Annotated in this window: 12 protein-coding genes, 1 pseudogene and 1 riboswitch; of the genes and pseudogenes, 8 read left to right on the top strand and 5 right to left on the bottom strand. The window is 60.1% G+C overall.

From position 1 onward, the window contains the following. Window positions 1-19: 19 nt before the first annotated feature. A pseudogene (locus tag M5G26_RS29685) lies at window positions 20-217 on the bottom strand (HAMP domain-containing protein); the annotation flags it as partial. 1351 nt (window positions 218-1568) lie between these two features. Here M5G26_RS29685 and M5G26_RS27000 point away from each other — a divergent pair. Further along, window positions 1569-2387 (top strand): M48 family metallopeptidase, encoded by an 819-nt coding sequence (locus tag M5G26_RS27000; protein ID WP_273916964.1) that lies wholly within the window; start codon window positions 1569-1571, stop codon window positions 2385-2387. A gap of 124 nt (window positions 2388-2511) precedes the next feature. Here M5G26_RS27000 and M5G26_RS26995 read toward each other — a convergent pair whose 3' ends face one another. From M5G26_RS26995 to M5G26_RS26985, 3 genes are all read right to left on the bottom strand, one after another. Beyond that, window positions 2512-3096 carry a TMEM165/GDT1 family protein gene (locus M5G26_RS26995; RefSeq protein WP_007912813.1) on the bottom strand — a complete coding sequence of 195 codons (585 nt, stop codon included), beginning with the start codon at window positions 3094-3096 and terminating at the stop codon, window positions 2512-2514. A gap of 87 nt (window positions 3097-3183) precedes the next feature. Beyond that, window positions 3184-3308: riboswitch (yybP-ykoY riboswitch) on the bottom strand. Between the two features lie 39 nt (window positions 3309-3347). After that, complete coding sequence (locus M5G26_RS26990; protein WP_134177963.1) at window positions 3348-4346, bottom strand: class I SAM-dependent methyltransferase; 999 nt, start codon at window positions 4344-4346, stop codon at window positions 3348-3350. Between the two features lie 32 nt (window positions 4347-4378). After that, window positions 4379-5344, bottom strand: coding sequence for a 2-hydroxyacid dehydrogenase (locus tag M5G26_RS26985; protein ID WP_273916963.1), 966 nt, complete (start codon window positions 5342-5344; stop codon window positions 4379-4381). A gap of 91 nt (window positions 5345-5435) precedes the next feature. Here M5G26_RS26985 and M5G26_RS26980 point away from each other — a divergent pair, with 91 nt between their 5' ends. After that, a complete protein-coding gene (locus tag M5G26_RS26980; protein ID WP_108226027.1) occupies window positions 5436-6065 on the top strand; it encodes a LysE family translocator in 630 nt (209 codons plus the stop codon). A gap of 97 nt (window positions 6066-6162) precedes the next feature. Here the strand turns inward: M5G26_RS26980 and M5G26_RS26975 are convergent, their stop codons facing one another. Next, window positions 6163-6927: an AraC family transcriptional regulator gene (locus M5G26_RS26975; protein WP_273916996.1), complete on the bottom strand. Its 765-nt coding sequence runs from the start codon at window positions 6925-6927 to the stop codon at window positions 6163-6165. Window positions 6928-7012: 85 nt separating this feature from the next. On the opposite strand from M5G26_RS26975, the gene M5G26_RS26970 reads away from it, so the two are divergent. The 6 genes from M5G26_RS26970 to M5G26_RS26945 all read left to right on the top strand — a co-directional run bounded on the left by M5G26_RS26970 (window position 7013) and on the right by M5G26_RS26945 (window position 17401). Next, the gene (locus M5G26_RS26970) at window positions 7013-8197 is read left to right on the top strand and encodes an MFS transporter (RefSeq protein ID WP_273916962.1); all 1185 of its coding nucleotides are present in this window, start codon (window positions 7013-7015) and stop codon (window positions 8195-8197) included. Between the two features lie 147 nt (window positions 8198-8344). Continuing rightward, window positions 8345-10027 carry a fatty acid--CoA ligase gene (locus tag M5G26_RS26965; protein ID WP_150693155.1) on the top strand — a complete coding sequence of 561 codons (1683 nt, stop codon included), beginning with the start codon at window positions 8345-8347 and terminating at the stop codon, window positions 10025-10027. Between the two features lie 337 nt (window positions 10028-10364). After that, a complete protein-coding gene (locus M5G26_RS26960; RefSeq protein WP_038361021.1) occupies window positions 10365-12254 on the top strand; it encodes a DUF1302 domain-containing protein in 1890 nt (629 codons plus the stop codon). Window positions 12255-12280: 26 nt separating this feature from the next. Continuing rightward, on the top strand, window positions 12281-13645 hold the full coding sequence (locus M5G26_RS26955; protein WP_273916961.1) for a DUF1329 domain-containing protein: 1365 nt from the start codon (window positions 12281-12283) through the stop codon (window positions 13643-13645). Window positions 13646-13960: 315 nt separating this feature from the next. Further along, window positions 13961-16693 carry a LuxR C-terminal-related transcriptional regulator gene (locus tag M5G26_RS26950; RefSeq protein WP_273916960.1) on the top strand — a complete coding sequence of 911 codons (2733 nt, stop codon included), beginning with the start codon at window positions 13961-13963 and terminating at the stop codon, window positions 16691-16693. 63 nt (window positions 16694-16756) lie between these two features. Then, window positions 16757-17401: an MBL fold metallo-hydrolase gene (locus M5G26_RS26945; protein ID WP_273916959.1), complete on the top strand. Its 645-nt coding sequence runs from the start codon at window positions 16757-16759 to the stop codon at window positions 17399-17401. Window positions 17402-17421 lie beyond the last annotated feature (20 nt).

Here is a 17421-nt window from a genome sequence, read left to right as displayed (position 1 = left end):
TGATCATCGCCTGCAATTTGGCCAAAAAGGTGTTGAAGCCCTTGGCGATCGAGCCCAATTCATCGCTGCGATCACTGCTCAAGCGTCGGGTCAGATCACCTTCACCCTGAGCAATGTCATTGAGCATGGCGACCATTTGCTTCAGCGGTCGGGCGATGCCGTGGCCGACCAGCCAGATCACCAGCAGGCCAATGCCGGCGATGAGCAGACCGACCATGGCCATGCCGAAGGTGTCGGATTTACGCTGAGCATCCAGATCGGCCTGTAGCTTTTGCAGATCCGCCATCACCGCGTTGAGCGGCAGTTGCAACATCAACGTCCAGCGCGCGTCGGTCTGGCCGATGCCGAACGGCAGGTACAACTCGATGCGGCCCTTGTCCTTGTTGACCGAGTAAGTCACTTCGCCGCGTTTGAGATTGGCCATGTTGGCGGTCTGCTCGGCGTCGAGGATGTCGCTGACTTTTTCGCCGAATTTGCTCGGGTCCTTGGTGTAGGCAACGATCCGCCCGTTGCCGCCGATCAGGGCCATCTGCCCGGCGCCGCTGTACAGTTTCTGGTTGGCGCCGAGGAGCATTTCCTGAATGAAGTTCACCGACAAGTCAGCACCGACGATGCCCTGGAAAGCGCCGTTGAGCATGATCGGTTCAATGAAAGAGGCGAGCATGACGATCTTGTCGCCGACTTTGTACGGCGCCGGATCGATCACGCAGGCTTTCTTGGTTTCCTTCGAGCACAAGTAGTACTCGCTGGCGCGCACGCCGGTGGACAGGGTTTTCTGGTCGTCAACGTCGACCAGTTTGTCCAGGCCGAGGGTGCCGTCATCGTTGCGGAACCACCACGGCAGGAAGCGCCCGTTGGCGGCATCGATGCCCACCACGCTGGTGCCGACGTAGGCCGCGTCATTGTGGTCCAGGGCGTTCTTTTCCCAGCCGATGTAAGTGCCGAGAATCTTCGGGTTCTTTTCGACGTTTTCTTCGATCAGGCTGATCAGTTGTTCGCGGCTGACGCTCAGGCGCGGCTGGCCATCGGCGCCCGGCGTACCGAGCAGGGCGTTGACTCGCACCAGGCCGCCGGCAATCAGCAGCGGCGCCTCGAGCTCGCGCTGGATCTGGCTGACCTGGGTTTGCGCCAGCGAGGTCAGGCGCTGTTCGATGACTTGCTCGAACTGCGCCTGGGTGCGTTGTTGCACCATTTCTTGCGTGCGCGCACCGGAGAACAGCGCATACAGCACCAGCGCGGCGACCACACTGAGCACGATGGCGCCGGCCAGGGCGGCGACGGAAAACTGGATCGACTTGAACTTCATGGGAGCTCCGCACGCAAGAGGACGTCTGCGCTGATGTATCGGCAGCGGGCATTGGGCCATGAGTGCGAGCCGGAGCAATTGAAAGCTAATGTCGCAAATGGATCAGTGCGCGACGCAGTTGGACGGGACTTGGCGGTCGCTGTGAATTTTTTGCGACAGCTCTGGTGGGAAACGTCTGAAAGTCGCTGCAACACGTCCGTTGTATCTGGCGTCGATACAATTACCCGCCTAGGATACGCGCAGGTTTTCAGGGAGCTTTTGAATGAACAAGACATTGGTTGTAAGTGCACTGAGCGCAGCGCTGTTGCTGGTCGGTTGTCAGTCGGTCAACACCACCAGCGGCGGCGCCGTGGGGGTGGAACGCAAGCAGTACATGTTCAGCATGCTGTCCTCGCAAGAGGTCGACCAGATGTATGCCCAGTCGTATCAGAAGACCGTCGGCGAGGCCTCCAGCAAAGGTGTGCTGGACAAGACCAGCCCCGAGGCCAAGCGGGTTCAGGTGATTGCCAACCGCCTGATCGCCCAGGCGCCGAACTTCCGTCCGGACGCGGCGCAATGGCAGTGGGAAGTCAATCTGATCAAGAGCGATGAGCTCAACGCCAACTGCGGTCCTGGCGGCAAGATCATTTTCTATACCGGGCTGATCGACAGCCTGAAACTCACCGACGATGAAATCGCCGCGGTCATGGGCCATGAAATCGCCCACGCCTTGCGCGAGCACGGTCGTGAAGCGATGTCCAAGGCGTATGGCATTGAAATGGCCAAGCAGGGCGCGGGTGCGTTGCTCGGTCTGGGGCAGGACAGTCTGGCGCTGGCCGACACCGTGGCCAACTACGGCATGACCCTGCCGAACAGCCGTGCCAACGAAAACGAAGCCGACCTGATTGGTCTGGAGCTGGCCGCACGCGCTGGCTACAACCCGAACGCCGCGATCACTTTGTGGAACAAGATGAGCAAAGCGTCGGAAGGTTCGCCGCCGGAGTTCATGAGCACTCACCCGGCTTCGACCAGCCGGATTGCTTCGTTGCAGGCGGCGATTCCGAAGGTTATGCCGCTGTACGAACAGGCTCCTAAATCCTGAGTCAGTGATCGTTCCCACGCTCTGCGTGGGAATGCCTCAAGGGACGCTCCGCGTTCCAAAAGGGACGCAGAGCGTCCCCGGCTGCATTCCCACGCAGAGCGTGGGAACGATCCTTCTCTCAGGGTTAAACCCAGCCGCTGCTCTGCATTGCCTTGTACACCGCAACGATCGCCAGAATCATGAATGCCGAGGCCGCGAGGCGACGGATCAAGGTCAGTGGCAATTTGTCGGCGGCAAAGTTACCCGCCAGCACCACCGGTACGTTGGCAATCAACATGCCCGCCGTGGTACCGATAATCACCAGCCACAGATCGGGGTATTGCGCCGCGAGCATGACCGTGGCGACCTGAGTCTTGTCACCCATTTCAGCCAGGAAGAACGCAATCAGCGTGGTCAGGAACGGCCCGAACTTGCGTGCGGTGCTGGTTTCATCGTCATCCATTTTGTCCGGAACCAGCGTCCACAGCGCCGTGGCCGTAAAGCTTGCGGCGAGAATCCAGTGCAGTGTCGCATTCGAAAAGAAACTGCCGAACCAGGCGCCGACCGCACCGGCTGCTGCGTGGTTGGCCAGGGTCGCGGCGACAATCCCGGCAATGATCGGCCAGGGTTTGCGGAAGCGAGCGGCGAGAATCAGCGCGAGCAGTTGCGTCTTGTCGCCGATTTCGGCCAAGGCAACGATTGCGGTGGGAACGAGTAACGAGTCCAGCATCAGGATTTCCTAAGGGGCGGGTCGACACGGCTATGACACGTACAGCCTTCCCGCCCCGGGTAAGGTGTGCGTGTCATAGGTCTTGTCAAACCCTGCGATCCGTCTGTTGCGGACGCTTGGGTCGCATACGCCATGATCTGAGGATCAAGTATGTTGACGTATGCCGGACGAGCTTGGCGCTCGTGGGAGACTACTCCCCTAGGACGGAGCGGATTCTGCCTAGGCAAATCCGATTGAGCAAGAACAAATTTTCAGCCGCGCTTGGCGCGGTAAATCCGGAAACCATTGCCTTCGGCCTTGATCGCACAGATGCCCAGATGCTCTTCGATCAGTGGTTGATACTTGAGGAAACTGTTCGCCACCAAGCGCAGTTCGCCGCCGTTTTTCAGATGTTTCGCTGCTTTTCGCAGCAAGTTCTCGGTGGCGAAATAATCAGTGTGCACGCCGACATGGAACGGCGGGTTGCTTAGAATCGCGCTCAAACCCATCGGCGCGGCATCGATACCGTCCCCGGTCAGCACTTCAGCTTCCAGACCGTTGGCCGCCAATGTCAGGCGACTGCTGGCGGCGGCGAATGCGTCGACATCGAGCAACGTGACCTGATTGTGCGGGTAGCGACGTTTTACCGCAGCGCCCAACACACCCGCGCCGCAACCGAAGTCGAGCAAATGGCCGCTCGGCAATTTGTCCAGATGCTCCAGCAGCAGGGCGCTGCCGCGATCCAGGCGACCGTGGCTGAATACGCCCGGCAGGCTGATGACTTTCAACGGGCCTTCAGCCAGTGGCAATTCATAGGTCTGCGCCAGGCTTTCCAGGGGTTTCGCTTCAGGGGCGTTGGCCACGGTGACTTGCCAGAGCTGGCAATGACGCGCGCTGTCGAGCTTGCGCGGTTTGCCGAACGGGTTGAGCTGCTTGGATGCGCCCTCGATGCCACTGCGTTTTTCCCCGACCAGAAACACTTCACGCCCGGCCAGACGTGAGGCCACGGCGTTGAGGATGTAATCGGTCAGGTCCTTGGACTTGGGCAGAAACACCACGGCGCTGTCGAACTCGCGCTCCGGGATGTTCACGCCGAAATGGCTGCGACCTTCGAAGCGAGCGTCCAGCGCGGCTTGATCGCCGGCATGCCAGCACCAGCCGAATGCGTTGGGCAGGCGCCCGAGCAAATCGTCGGCGGGCAAACCGGCCAACAGCAACGAACCTTGAAACAACTCGGGCTGACGAAGCAGTACTTCACTGCGCGGATCCATAACTGCTCCTCAAAAAAAAGTGCCGCAGTTTATCAACTGACGACCCGCAGCGCCTTACCGCTGAAGAACGCCTGAGCGTTTTCGGTCAATTGGCCGACGATGCGCTGGCGTGCTTCAACACTGCCCCAAGCGTTGTGCGGTGTGACGATCAGGCGTGGGATGTCCGCCGCGAGCAACGGATTGCCCTGGGTCGGCGGCTCGACGCTCAACACATCGGTAGCCGCGCCGCCGAGGTGGCCATTGCGCAAGGCATCGGCCAGCGCCTGTTCATCGATCAGACCGCCACGGGCGGTGTTGACCACAAACGCACCGGGTTTCATCGACGCCAGCTCGCGAGCACCGATGAAATGGCGCGTGTGCTCGTTGAGCGGGCAGTGCAGGGTGAGGGCGTCGATTTGCGGCAGCAGTTCATCCAGCGGCAAACGATCCGGGCGAGCAGGGCGGCCCGGAATCTGCCCGAGCAACACGCGCATGCCGAACGCTTCGGCTAATCGCGCTACGGCGCCGCCGAGTTCTCCATGACCGAGCAGGCCGAGGGTTTTGCCTTCCAGTTCAACAATCGGATAGTCGAGCAGGCAGAACTGTTTGGCTTGCTGCCAGCGACCTTCGCCAACGGCTTTTTGATAATCGGCCAAACGGGTGGCGAGGTTGAGCAGCAACATGATCGTGTGTTGCGCCACCGACGGCGTGCCGTATCCCTGACAATTGCACACGGTAATGCCCTGAGCACGAGCGGCGGCAAGATCGACATTGTTGGTGCCGGTGGCGGTGATCAGGATCAGCTTCAGATCGGGATTGGCAGCCATCGCGGCGGCGTCGATCAGGATCTTGTTAGTGATCGCCACCGTCGCCCCTTGCAGGCGCTCGGCAACCTGCTCGGGCAACGTTTGGGCGAACAGCAGCAGATCGCTGAAACACGCGCGCAGCGGACTGAGGTCGAGGTCGCCGAGATCCAGCGAAGGGTGATCAAGGAATACCGCGCGGCGCGTGTTCGTCATCAACTGTACCTTTTGTGCTGTGAGCATTGGGCGTAATCTGCCGAGCCTACCAGATGAAACAAATTGATACGCTTGGCCGAAAGGAGCCCCCATGTACTGGACCGAGTTCTTGACCGTTGCACTGATCCACCTGCTGGCCGTCGCCAGCCCCGGCCCGGACTTTGCCGTGGTGGTGCGCGAGAGCGTGACCCACGGTCGTCGCGCCGGCACCTGGACCGCGCTGGGCGTGGGCACGGCGATTTTCCTCCACGTTGGTTATTCGCTGCTCGGCATCGGCCTGATCGTGTCGCAGTCGATCGTGCTGTTCAACGCCTTGAAATGGGCGGCCGCCGCTTACTTGCTGTACATCGGCTTCAAGGCGTTGCGCGCGCAACCGGCGAAAGTCGTGGCCGATGATCTGCACAAAGAGGCCGGCGTACGCACGGCGCGCGGCGCGTTCACCTCGGGCTTCGTGACCAACGGTCTGAACCCGAAAGCCACGCTGTTCTTTCTGTCGCTGTTCACCGTGGTGATCAACCCGCACACGCCACTGGCCGTGCAGGCCGGTTACGGGATTTACCTGGCCGTTGCGACCGCCATCTGGTTCTGCCTGGTGGCGATGCTGTTCAGCCAGCAACGTGTACGCGCCGGTTTCGCCCGCATGGGCCACTGGTTCGACCGCACCATGGGCGCGGTGCTGATCGCTCTCGGCGTGAAAATCGCGTTTACCGAGATGCATTGATCCCACTGTGTAGGAGCTGCCGAAGGCTGCGATCTTTCGATCTTGATCTTAAAAAAACAAAGTCAAAAGATCGCAGCCTCGTTGCACTCGACAGCTCCTACACGAGTTGGCTGAGCTTGCTCAGGTTGTTCAGGTAATCACGGGGACTTTCCCCGAGCAAACGGCGAAACATCGCGCTGAACGCCCGCGCGCTGCCGTAACCCAGATCCTGCGCCACACGCTGCACGCTGTCCCCGGCGAGCAGACGCGGCAGGGCTTCCATCAGGCGCAGCTGCTGGCGCCAGGCGTTGAAACTCATCTGCAATTGTTGCTGAAACAGTCGCGCCAACGTCCGTGAGCTGGCGCCGACCTGCTGTGCCCAGTCTTCCAGCGTATTGGCATGATCGGGCGTGTGCAGCAGCGCCAGACAGATGTTTTGCAGGCGCCGGTCAGTGGGCATCGGAATGTGCAGCGGCAGGTTTTCCAGACCGGCGAGTTCTTCCAGCATCAACTGCTGAATCAGCGGATTGTCGGCATGCGGTGGCCCTTGCACGGCACGCAGGATCAGCTCGCGCAGCAACGGTGTCACCGCCAATACGCAGCACTGTTGCAGACTGGTGGGTGACAGTTCTGGCGCGATGAACAGCGAGCGCATCTGCACATCACCACTCATGAAAATCTCGTGCGCCACTTCGGGTGGAATCCACACCGCGCGACTCGGCGGAATCACCCACGCACCCGATTCGGTGACCACGCGCATGATCCCGCTGACGGCATACAGCAACTGCGCCTCACGATGCAGATGCAGCGGCTGGTGGGCGCCGTCCAGGTAATCCCTGGGGTAGGCACTCACCGGGCCGTGTTCGAAATGGCTGATCAACATGTCTGATTCGATGACTTGCTTGGCAGGAATGCGCTTTACGGCCAACTTAGCATAAGCGCCACACAACAACGTAAAGCGTGCCGCCATGAATCAATCCAGAAACGTCATTCGCTATGTCAACGCCGCGCATGTGATCGATCACATGTTCATGCTGATTTTTCCCGCCGCCGTGCTCGGTATGACCCAGGCTTTCGGCCTCGATTACGCCACACTGATCGGCTTGTCACTGGGCGGTTTCATTGCCTTCGGCGCTTGTTCACTACCCGCTGGTTGGCTGGGTGATCACTGGAGTCGGCGGCAGATGATGCTGGTGTTTTTCTTCGGCATTGGTGCTTCGGCGATCTTCACCGGGCTGAGCAACAGCCCGACGATGCTGGTGATCGGCCTGACCCTGATCGGTATTTTCGCGGCGATTTATCACCCGGTCGGCACGGCAATGCTGGTGGCCTATGCGCAAAACCGTGGCCGCGAAATCGGCATCAACGGCATGTGGGGCAATCTGGGCGTGGCGTTTTCGGCACTGATCACCGGCTTGCTGGTGGCGCAGTTCGGCTGGCGCTCGGCGTTTCTAATGCCGGGCGCAGTGGCGATTGTGCTGGGTTTTGGCTTCGCCTTGCAGGTGCGTGAGGAACCGATTCCGAAGCGTGCGCACACACCACTCAAAGGCGCCGCCGGTCAGCGCATCTCGATGGTGATGGTTTTCGGCGTGCTGGCGTTGGCCACAGCCACTGGCGGCGTGGTGTTCAACGCCACCACCATGACCTATCCAAAGCTGTTTCAGGAACGCTTGCATGAGCTGTTCGCTTCGCCGCAAACCCTCGGCGTGGTGGTCAGTCTGGCGTATGCCTTTGGTGCGGTTGCGCAGTTGAGCATCGGTCGAGTGCTGCATCGGCTCAGCCTGAAATGGCCGTTCATTGCCCTGACGCTGTGCCAGGCACCGCTGCTGTTTGCGCTGGCCTATGCCGACGGCTGGGCGGTGATCGCCCTCGGTGCAGCGTTCATGTTCGTGGTGTTCGGGCAGGTAACAGTCAACGATGCGATGGTTGCCAACTTCGTCGCCCCGCAATGGCAATCACGGGTGTTCGCCCTGCGTTACTGTTTATCGTTCGGTGCCAGTGCGACGGCGATTCCGCTGATTTCCTATGTTGAACCGCGCCATGGTTTTGTAGGCTTGTACTTGATTCTCGCGGGTTTCGGCGCATTGACCTTCCTTGCAGCGGTCGTATTCCCACGGACGCCTTCCGAGGAGGCTGTAGGGCAAACGGCCTGACCTGAGACGAAAACCGGCAAATGCTGGCGCAAAGCTAGCATTTGTACGGCTTTGCAAATCATTCCTTTGGCTGATTTGGCTGGCGTATAAGGGTTCTAGAGTACCGATCTCTACGCCCAACACCGTGCAGTCAGAAAAGGGATTCTTATGTTGCAGACTCGCGTCATTCCCCCGGCCGATGGGGCCTACCAGTATCCATTGCTGATCAAGCGGCTGCTGATGTCCGGCGCCCGTTACGAGAAAACCCGCGAGATCATTTACCGCGACCAGATTCGCTATAGCTACCCGACCCTGATCGAGCGCGTGGCGCGGTTGGCCAACGTGCTGACGGCGGCCGGTGTGAAGGCCGGTGACACGGTGGCGGTGATGGACTGGGACAGTCACCGTTATCTGGAGTGCATGTTCGCGATACCAATGATTGGCGCGGTGATCCACACCATCAACGTGCGTCTGTCGCCTGAGCAGATCCTCTACACCATGAACCACGCCGAGGACCGCTTTGTGCTGGTCAACAGCGAGTTTGTCGGTCTGTACCAAGCGATCGCGCCGCACCTGACCACGGTCGAGAAAACCCTGCTGCTGACCGATCTGCCGGAGAAGACCGCCGAGCTGCCGAATCTGGTTGGCGAGTACGAGCAACTGCTGGCCGCCGCGAGTGCGCAGTACGACTTCCAGGACTTCGACGAAAACTCGGTCGCCACCACGTTCTACACCACTGGCACCACCGGCAACCCGAAAGGCGTGTATTTCACCCATCGGCAACTGGTGCTGCACACCATGGGCGTGTCGACGATCATGGGCTCCATCGACAGCGTGCGCCTGCTTGGCACCAACGATGTGTACATGCCGATCACGCCGATGTTCCATGTTCACGCCTGGGGTCTGCCGTACGTGGCGACCATGTTGGGTCTGAAACAGGTTTATCCGGGACGCTACGATCCGGAATTTCTCGTGGAGTTGTGGCGCAAGGAAAAGGTCACCTTCTCCCACTGCGTGCCAACCATTTTGCAGATGCTGCTTAACGCCAAAGGCGCACAAGGCACCGATTTCGGCGGCTGGAAAATCGTCATTGGCGGCAGCGCGCTCAATCGCACGCTCTACGAAACCGCCAAGGCGCGCGGCATTCAGCTGACCGCCGCGTACGGCATGTCGGAAACGGGTCCGTTGGTGTCCTGTGCGCACCTCAATGACGAGTTGATGGCGGGCACCGAAGACGAACGCACCACCTATCGGATCAAGGCCGGTGTGCCCGGGCCGCTGGTGGAAGCGGCGATTGTCGACGCCGAGGGTAACTTTCTCCCGGCCGACGGCGAAACCCAAGGCGAATTGGTGTTGCGTGCGCCATGGCTCACTGAGGGCTATTTCAACGAGCCGCAGAAGGGCGCCGAACTCTGGGCCGGCGGCTGGCTGCACACCGGCGACGTCGCCACGCTCGACAGCATGGGCGTGATCGACATCCGCGACCGCATCAAGGACGTGATCAAGACCGGCGGCGAGTGGATCTCCTCGCTGGACCTCGAAGACCTGATCAGTCGTCACGTCGCGGTACGCGAAGTAGCAGTGGTGGGCATCGCCGATCCGCAGTGGGGCGAGCGTCCGTTTGCCTTGCTGGTGATCCGCGAAGGGCACGTGATCGGGGCGCGGGAGCTCAAGGAACACCTCAAGCCGTTCGTGGAATTGGGCCACCTGAGCAAGTGGGCGATTCCGAGTCAGATCGCCCTTGTTACCGAAATTCCCAAGACCAGTGTCGGCAAGCTCGACAAGAAGCGCATCCGCCTCGACATCACCGAATGGCAGGCCAACAACAGCACCTTCCTCTCGACACTTTAAGTGTCTGCTGGCGCGCCGAAAACGGCGCGCCAGACCCACCAAGCAAGCGCTTGGCTTGTGAAATCGAAAAAATCAGCCATCCTTGCCGTGCCGACATGCGTCGGACTGGCGAAAGGACTGTTCCAGAGTGGTTGGCAGCTGCAAATCACACTTTAGAGGGATCAAGCAGTACCACCTGCTGGCTATAGTCCGCTCAAGGATTTTTAAGAACGGGGCACACGCACAAAACGGGGCGATGCATTTTTGGAGTGATTTCGGGTTGTCTCTGGCACCCGGTCCTTCAGGCGTTTTTAAAAGTACTCACTGCCATAACAATAATGCACATGGAGTAGCGTCGATGACCTCAGTAAACCAGTTCTGGCGCCGGGCGAAACTGCCTCTGGCAGTCAGTCTTGCCTCTTCGCTCGCCGGGCCCGCATTCGGCGTCAGTTTCAACGTCGGTGAAATCGAAGGCCAGTTCGACTCGTCCCTGTCGATCGGTGCCAGTTGGTCTACTCAGAGCCCGAACAAGAACCTGATCGGCGTCAACAACGGCGGCCACGGTCTGTCGCAGACGTCCGATGACGGTCACGCCAACTTCAAGAGCGGTGAAACCTTTTCGAAGATCTTCAAGGGCATCCATGACCTTGAACTGAAATACGGCGACACCGGCGTGTTCGTCCGTGGCAAATACTGGTACGACTTCGAACTCAAGGATGAAAGCCGCGAGTTCAAGGACATCAGCGATTCGGGCCGCAAAGAGGGCGCCAAGTCGGCCGGCGGACAGATCCTCGACGCCTTCGTTTACCACAACTACGCAATCGCCGATCAGCCGGGTTCCGTACGTCTGGGCAAGCAGGTGGTGAGCTGGGGTGAAAGTACCTTCATCGGCGGCGGCATCAACTCGATCAACCCGATCGACGTTTCCGCGTTCCGTCGTCCCGGCGCCGAGATCAAGGAAGGCCTGATCCCGGTCAACATGTTCTACGTGTCCCAGAGCCTGACCGAAAACCTTTCGGCCGAAGCGTTCTATCAACTGGAATGGGACCAGACTGTCGTCGATAACTGCGGCACGTTCTTCTCGCAGCCGGACATCGTGGCTGACGGTTGCAACGACAACCTGCGCGTGCTGAACAAGCGTTCGCAAATCCCGGCCATCGCTTTGGGGCCATTGGCCGCCAACGGTGTCAACGTCAATGAAGAAGGTGTTCTGGTGCGCCGTGGTCCGGACCGCGATGCCCGTGACAGCGGCCAGTGGGGCGCGTCCTTCAAGTACATGTACGAGCCGCTCGACACCGAGTTCGGCGCCTACTTCATGAACTATCACAGCCGTGCGCCGATCTTCAGCGCCACCGGTGCTCCGCAATCGGTCTACAACACCGCGCGTGCGCTGCCGGGGCCGTTTGCCGCACTTGCACCACTGTTGGTCGCGGGTAACTCGAATTACTTCATCGAATATCCAGAAGACATTCGCCTCTACGGTCTGAGCTTCTCCACCACCCTGCCTACCGGTACGGCGTGGAGCGGTGAGATCAGCTACCGTCCGAACGCGCCGGTACAACTGAACTCCACTGACATTCTGTTCGCCGGTGTGCGTCCGATCGGCGGCGCACTGACCAACGCTTCGATCCTCAATGGCGTGCCGGGTCAGGATCTGCACGGTTATGAGCGCAAGGAAATCACCCAGATCCAGACGACGTTCACGCACTTCTTCGATCAGGTCATGGGCGCCAGCCGTCTGACCCTCGTCGGCGAAGTCGGCGCGACCTATGTCGGCGGGCTGGAAAGCCGTTCCGACATGCGTTATGGCCGCGATCCGGTTTACGGCCCGGGCGAGTTGCCAGCCACTGGCGGTGTGAATACCTGCGCCAACATTCTCAACGCCAGCACCATCAATGGTGCCGGGCCGGGTTCGCCGCAGAACAATCGCAGCCGCAATTGCGACAACGACGGCTTCACCACTTCGATGTCGTGGGGCTATCGCGGTCGCGCGATCTGGGAATACAACGACGTCTTCGCCGGTGTGAACCTCAAGCCGAACGTGGCCTGGTCCCACGACGTCAGCGGTTACTCGCCAGGCCCTGGCGGCAACTTCGAGGAAGGTCGCAAAGCGGTCAGCCTGGGTGTCGATGCCGAATACCAGAACACCTACACCGCGAGCCTGGCTTACACCAACTTCTTTGACGGCAAGTACACCACTGTGGATGACCGCGACTTCGTTGCGCTCAGCTTCGGCGTGAACTTCTAAGCACTGCATTCAGGACGAACGAATTTATGAAAATAACAAAGAGTCTGTTCCACGCCGGTGTTCTGGGCCTGTCGCTGCTGGCGACAGGTGTCATGGCGGCGGTTCCCGCTGCCGAAGCGGACAAGCTGGGTAAAAGCCTGACCCCGATGGGCGCGGAAATGGCCGGCAATGCCGACAATTCGATCCCGGCGTGGAAGCCGCTGCCGAAAAATGCCGGCAGCGTCGATGCGCGTGGCTTCCTGTCCAACCCTTACGCCAGCGAACAACCGCTGTTCACCATCACCGCCAAGGATGTCGACAAGTACAAGGACAAGCTGGCGCCGGGTCAGTACGCGATGTTCAAGCGTTACCCGGAAACCTTCAAGATGCCGGTCTACCCATCCCATCGCGGGGCGACCGTGCCGGATGACGTGTTCGCCGCCATCAAGAAAAATGCCACCACCACTAACCTGGTGTCTGGCGGCAACGGTCTGGAAAACTTCGACACCGCCGTACCATTCCCGATTCCTAAAACCGGCGTGGAAGTGATCTGGAACCACATCACCCGCTACCGCGGCGGCAGCGTGACCCGTCTGGTGACCCAGGCCACGCCGCAACCGAACGGCTCGTACAGCCTGGTGTACTTCCAGGATCAGTTCGTGTTCCGCGACAAGATGAAGGACTACGATCCGGCGAACCCGGGCAACATCCTGTTCTACTTCAAGCAGAAAGTGACTGCGCCGGCGCGTCTGGCCGGTGGTGTGCTGCTGGTGCACGAAACCCTCGATCAGGTGAAGGAACCACGTTCGGCGTGGGTCTACAACGCCGGCCAGCGTCGTGTGCGTCGTGCGCCACAAGTGTCCTATGACGGCCCGGGTACTGCGGCGGATGGCCTGCGTACCTCCGACAACCTCGACATGTTCAACGGTGCGCCGGATCGCTACGACTGGAAACTCGAAGGCAAGAAAGAGATGTACATCGCCTCCGACAGCTACAAGCTCGACGATCCGAAGCTGAAGTACGCCGACATCATCAAGGCCGGCCACATCAACCAGGACCTGGCGCGTTACGAGCTGCGTCGCGTCTGGCATGTGGTAGCAACCCTGAAGGAAGGTCAGCGTCACATCTACGCCAAGCGTGACTTCTACATCGACGAAGACACCTGGCAAGCAGCGGTGATCGATCACTACGACGGTCGTGGCCAACTGTGGCGCGTCGCTGAAGCACACGCGGAGAACTACTACGACAAGCAAGTGCCGTGGTATGCCCTGGAAACCCTCTACGACCTGCAGTCCGGCCGCTATCTGGCACTGGGCATGAAGAACGAAGAGAAGAGTGCGTATGACTTCGGCTTCACCGCCACCACCAGCGATTTCACCCCGGCCGCACTGCGTCAGGATGGCGTTCGCTAACCCGCTGTAACCCGAGGCCGCATCCTCGTGAAAACGCCCCGACTGGTTCGGGGCGTTTTTTTTGCTTTTTCTGGCGCACTGTTGAACCGCTTTTGTAGGAGTTGCCGAAGGCTGCGATCTTTTGACTTTGACTTTTCAACGGCAAAAGCCAGATCAAAAGATCGCAGCCTTCGGCAGCTCCTACAGGGGGGGAGCCACAGGAGGGTGTAGCCTTTTTGTAGCCATTTGTAGCAGCAACCTTCATAACCGGTTCGTTTAAGGCTAGTCTGCGGACATCTGCAACGCCGCCAACAGCAATTCGAACAAGAGCCGGCCATGACTGATCTGTCCCCACTTCCGGGTCCCGCAAGCGTTGCCGTCGCGGCATTGGACGGGCGTTTTTTTCGCCCGCCATTGCCCGACGGCTACGTCTTGCGACCACGCCTTTGCGAGCGCCTGCAGGCCGGGCTCGGTGGGCGCCTGTTGCTGGTCAGCGCCCCCGCCGGGTTCGGCAAGAGCTCGCTGGCGGTGGAGTTCTGTCAGAGTCTGCCGGCGCACTGGCAAAGCCTCTGGCTGGGCCTGAGTCCTCGCGACAGCGACCCTGGACGCTTTCTCGAACGTTTGCTCGAAGGCTTGCAGGACTACTTTCCGCAACTGGGCAGTCGCGCACTCGGCCTGCTGAAAATGCGCCAACGCCATCAGCCCTTTGCCTTCGAAGAATGGCTCGACGGCTTGCTTGATGAACTGACTTTGCACCTCGATCCCGGCGCACCGCTGCTACTGGTGCTCGACGATTACCATCTTGCGCAAGGCCCGGTGCTTGACCGTTGCCTGCAATTTTTCCTCAATCATCTGCCCGATGGCTTGCTGGTGATGGTCACCAGTCGCCAGCGCCCGGACTGGCATCTGGCGCGTTTGCGTCTGTCCCGGCAGTTGCTCGAGTTGCACGAGCAGGATCTGCGCCTGACCCACGACGAAGCCCTGACCTTGCTCGATCGCCACAGCAGCTCGTTGCGCGGTGAAGCACTGGAAAGCCTGATCCAGCGCAGCGAAGGCTGGGTCGCCGGTTTGCGTTTCTGGTTGCTGGCGGTGTCCGAAGCGGGCAGCGATGCGGCGCTGCCACAAGCGCTGAACGGCGGGGAAGGGCTGATCCGCGATTATCTGCTGGAAGAAGTCATCGATTGCCTGCCCGCCGAAGTGCAGGCCTTTCTCTACGACACCGCACCGCAAGAGCGTTTTTGCAGCGAACTGTGCGATGCCGTCCGTGAAGCTCACGACAGTGCCGAAATTCTGCGTTTCCTGTTGGCGCATCAAGTGTTTCTGGTGCCGCTGGACGAACACGGCCACTGGTATCGCTATCACCACCTGTTCTCGGATCTGCTGCGTAGCCGGCCGATTGCCCAGGCGATGGTGCCGACGGCCACGCTGCACCTGCGCGCCTGTCGCTGGTTCAACGCGCAGGGGCTGCTCGATGAGGCGGTGGAGCAGGCGTTGCGCGCCGGTCACCTCGATGTCGCCGCGAACCTGGTGCAGAACCTCTCGGAGGAGCAACTGCTGGCCGAGCAAAACGTCGGCATGCTGCTGCGCTGGAAAATGGACCTGCCAGACAGCCTGTTGATCAGCACCCCGCGCTTGATCGTGTTGTACAGCTGGGCACTGGGACTGGCCTGTCAGCTGGATGCCGCCGAGGAGTTGTCCAGCCATCTGAGCCGGTTCCTGCCGGCACCTTCCGCTACCGCGCAAAAGTCGATGCTGGCGCAATGGCTGGCGTTGAGCGGGATCATCGCTCGGGGGCGTGGGCATCGGGAGTTGACGATCAGATATTGCACCGAGGCCCTGGAAAGCCTGCCGGCCAAACGTTATGGCCAACGGCTGATGTGTCTATCGACCTTGTCCAATCTGGCCATTGCCGATGGCGATCTGTGGCGCGCACGCGGTCTTAACCGCGAATCCCTGGAGCTGGCGCAGCGGGTCGGCAATCCGCTGTTCGAAGCTTTGGCCCATTACGACCGTGCACGGGTGTTGCAATCGCGTGGCGAAATCCTGCGCGCACTCGATGAAGTCCATCAGGGCCTGGAGCGCTTGCGTGGCTTGTCGCCACAACGCCTGTACGCGGTGCGCGCTCGGCTGACGTTGTATGAGGGCTTTCTGTTGGCCATGCGCTTGCAGCCTCAGGCGGCACGCGTGCGGTTGTTGGCCGGAATCGGCGAGGCACGCGCCTGTCGCGATATCAGCGTGTTGATCGGCCATTGCGTGATCGCTCGACTGGATGGCAGCAGTGGCGATTTCGCCAAGGCCTTTGCCGAACTCGCTGAAGCCGAACGCCTGATGCACATCTGGGATGTGCCGCCGATCTACTATCTGGCGATGATCACGCTGGTCAAATGTGAACTGTGGCTGGCGCAGGGCCGAACCGATCTGGCCGAAGCGTGGCTGGCACGGTTGGGTCAGACTTACACGGGCGAACGTGCCGCCGCACCACCAGAGTTTCATCCACAGCTGCCGCTGCATGTGGAACTGCAACAAGCGCTGCTCGACCTGATTCAAGGGCAACCGATGCTCGCCGAAGGGCGGTTGAATGTGTTGCATGAGAATGGACAGCAAACCGGCCGGCAATTGCTTAGCGTGATGGCGTTGACCCAGAAGGTGGCGTTGCTGCTGGTGGGTGGGCGTGAGCCGGAGGCCAGAAAAACACTGAGTCAGGCGCTGGAGGCGGCGGCCGGAGGCGTGCTGCAGCCGTTCGATGTGTTGATGAAAGAACATGCCGACTGGTTACGCGGACAGTTAAAGGCTTCACCAGCGTTGGCGGGGCAACAGTTACTGGAACACTTTCCACCAGCCACACCCCGACCAGCCGTCGAGTCCGCCCCCACCGAACAACTCAGTAGCCGCGAACTCGCGGTACTGCGCCTGATCGCCCAAGGCTGCTCAAATCAGGAAATCAGCGAGCAGCTATTCATTTCCCTGCACACCGTGAAAACCCACGCCAGCCATATCAACAGCAAGTTGGGGGTTGAACGGCGTACGCAAGCGGTGGCACGGGCCAAAGAACTGGGGTTAATGATCTAGCGACGGTAAAATCCCGGTTTGTCCGGTTCCGACCGTTGTTGACTATTTTTCCAGGATTTCTCCATGACCGTTCCAGGCTCAGCGCTGATCCGTGAAACCTTCCCCGTCGGCCCGCTCCAGTGCAACTGCACGATCATCGGCGATCCAATCACCAAGAAAGCCATTGTCGTCGACCCGGGGGGCAACCCCGATCTGATCATGGCGCGGCTCGATGCGCATGGCCTCAAAGTCGTCAGCATCATTCACACCCACGCCCATCTCGATCACTTCCTCGCTTCCGGGCAGATGAAAGAAAAAACCGGCGCGACCCTGCATTTGCACAAGGAAGACCAGTTTCTTTGGGACAACCTCGAAATGCAGTGCCAGATGTTCGGTGTGCCATACACTCCGGTGCCATCACCGGATCGCTGGTTGAGCGACGATGAAGAGCTGGCCTGTGGTTGCGGCGTTGCCCTGCATACGCCGGGACATACACCCGGTTCCATGAGCTTCTGGTTTTCCGAGGCTAAGCTGTTGATTGCCGGCGACACGTTGTTTCGTCGCGGCGTAGGGCGCACGGATTTGTGGGGCGGCGATCAGGCGACCATCGTGCGTTCGATCAAGCAGCGGCTATATACGCTGGACGAGGATGCGACCGTGGTGACCGGTCACGGGCCGGATACGCGTCTGGGTGATGAAATGCGCGAAAACCCGTTTGTGCGCGCCTGAATATTTTGTCACGAGTGCTC

Origin of the sequence: Pseudomonas sp. TNT2022 ID642 (genome assembly GCF_028656995.1) — a bacterium.
In the GTDB taxonomy this organism is placed as follows: domain Bacteria; phylum Pseudomonadota; class Gammaproteobacteria; order Pseudomonadales; family Pseudomonadaceae; genus Aquipseudomonas.
This window is presented reverse-complemented; position numbering and strand designations above follow the sequence as displayed.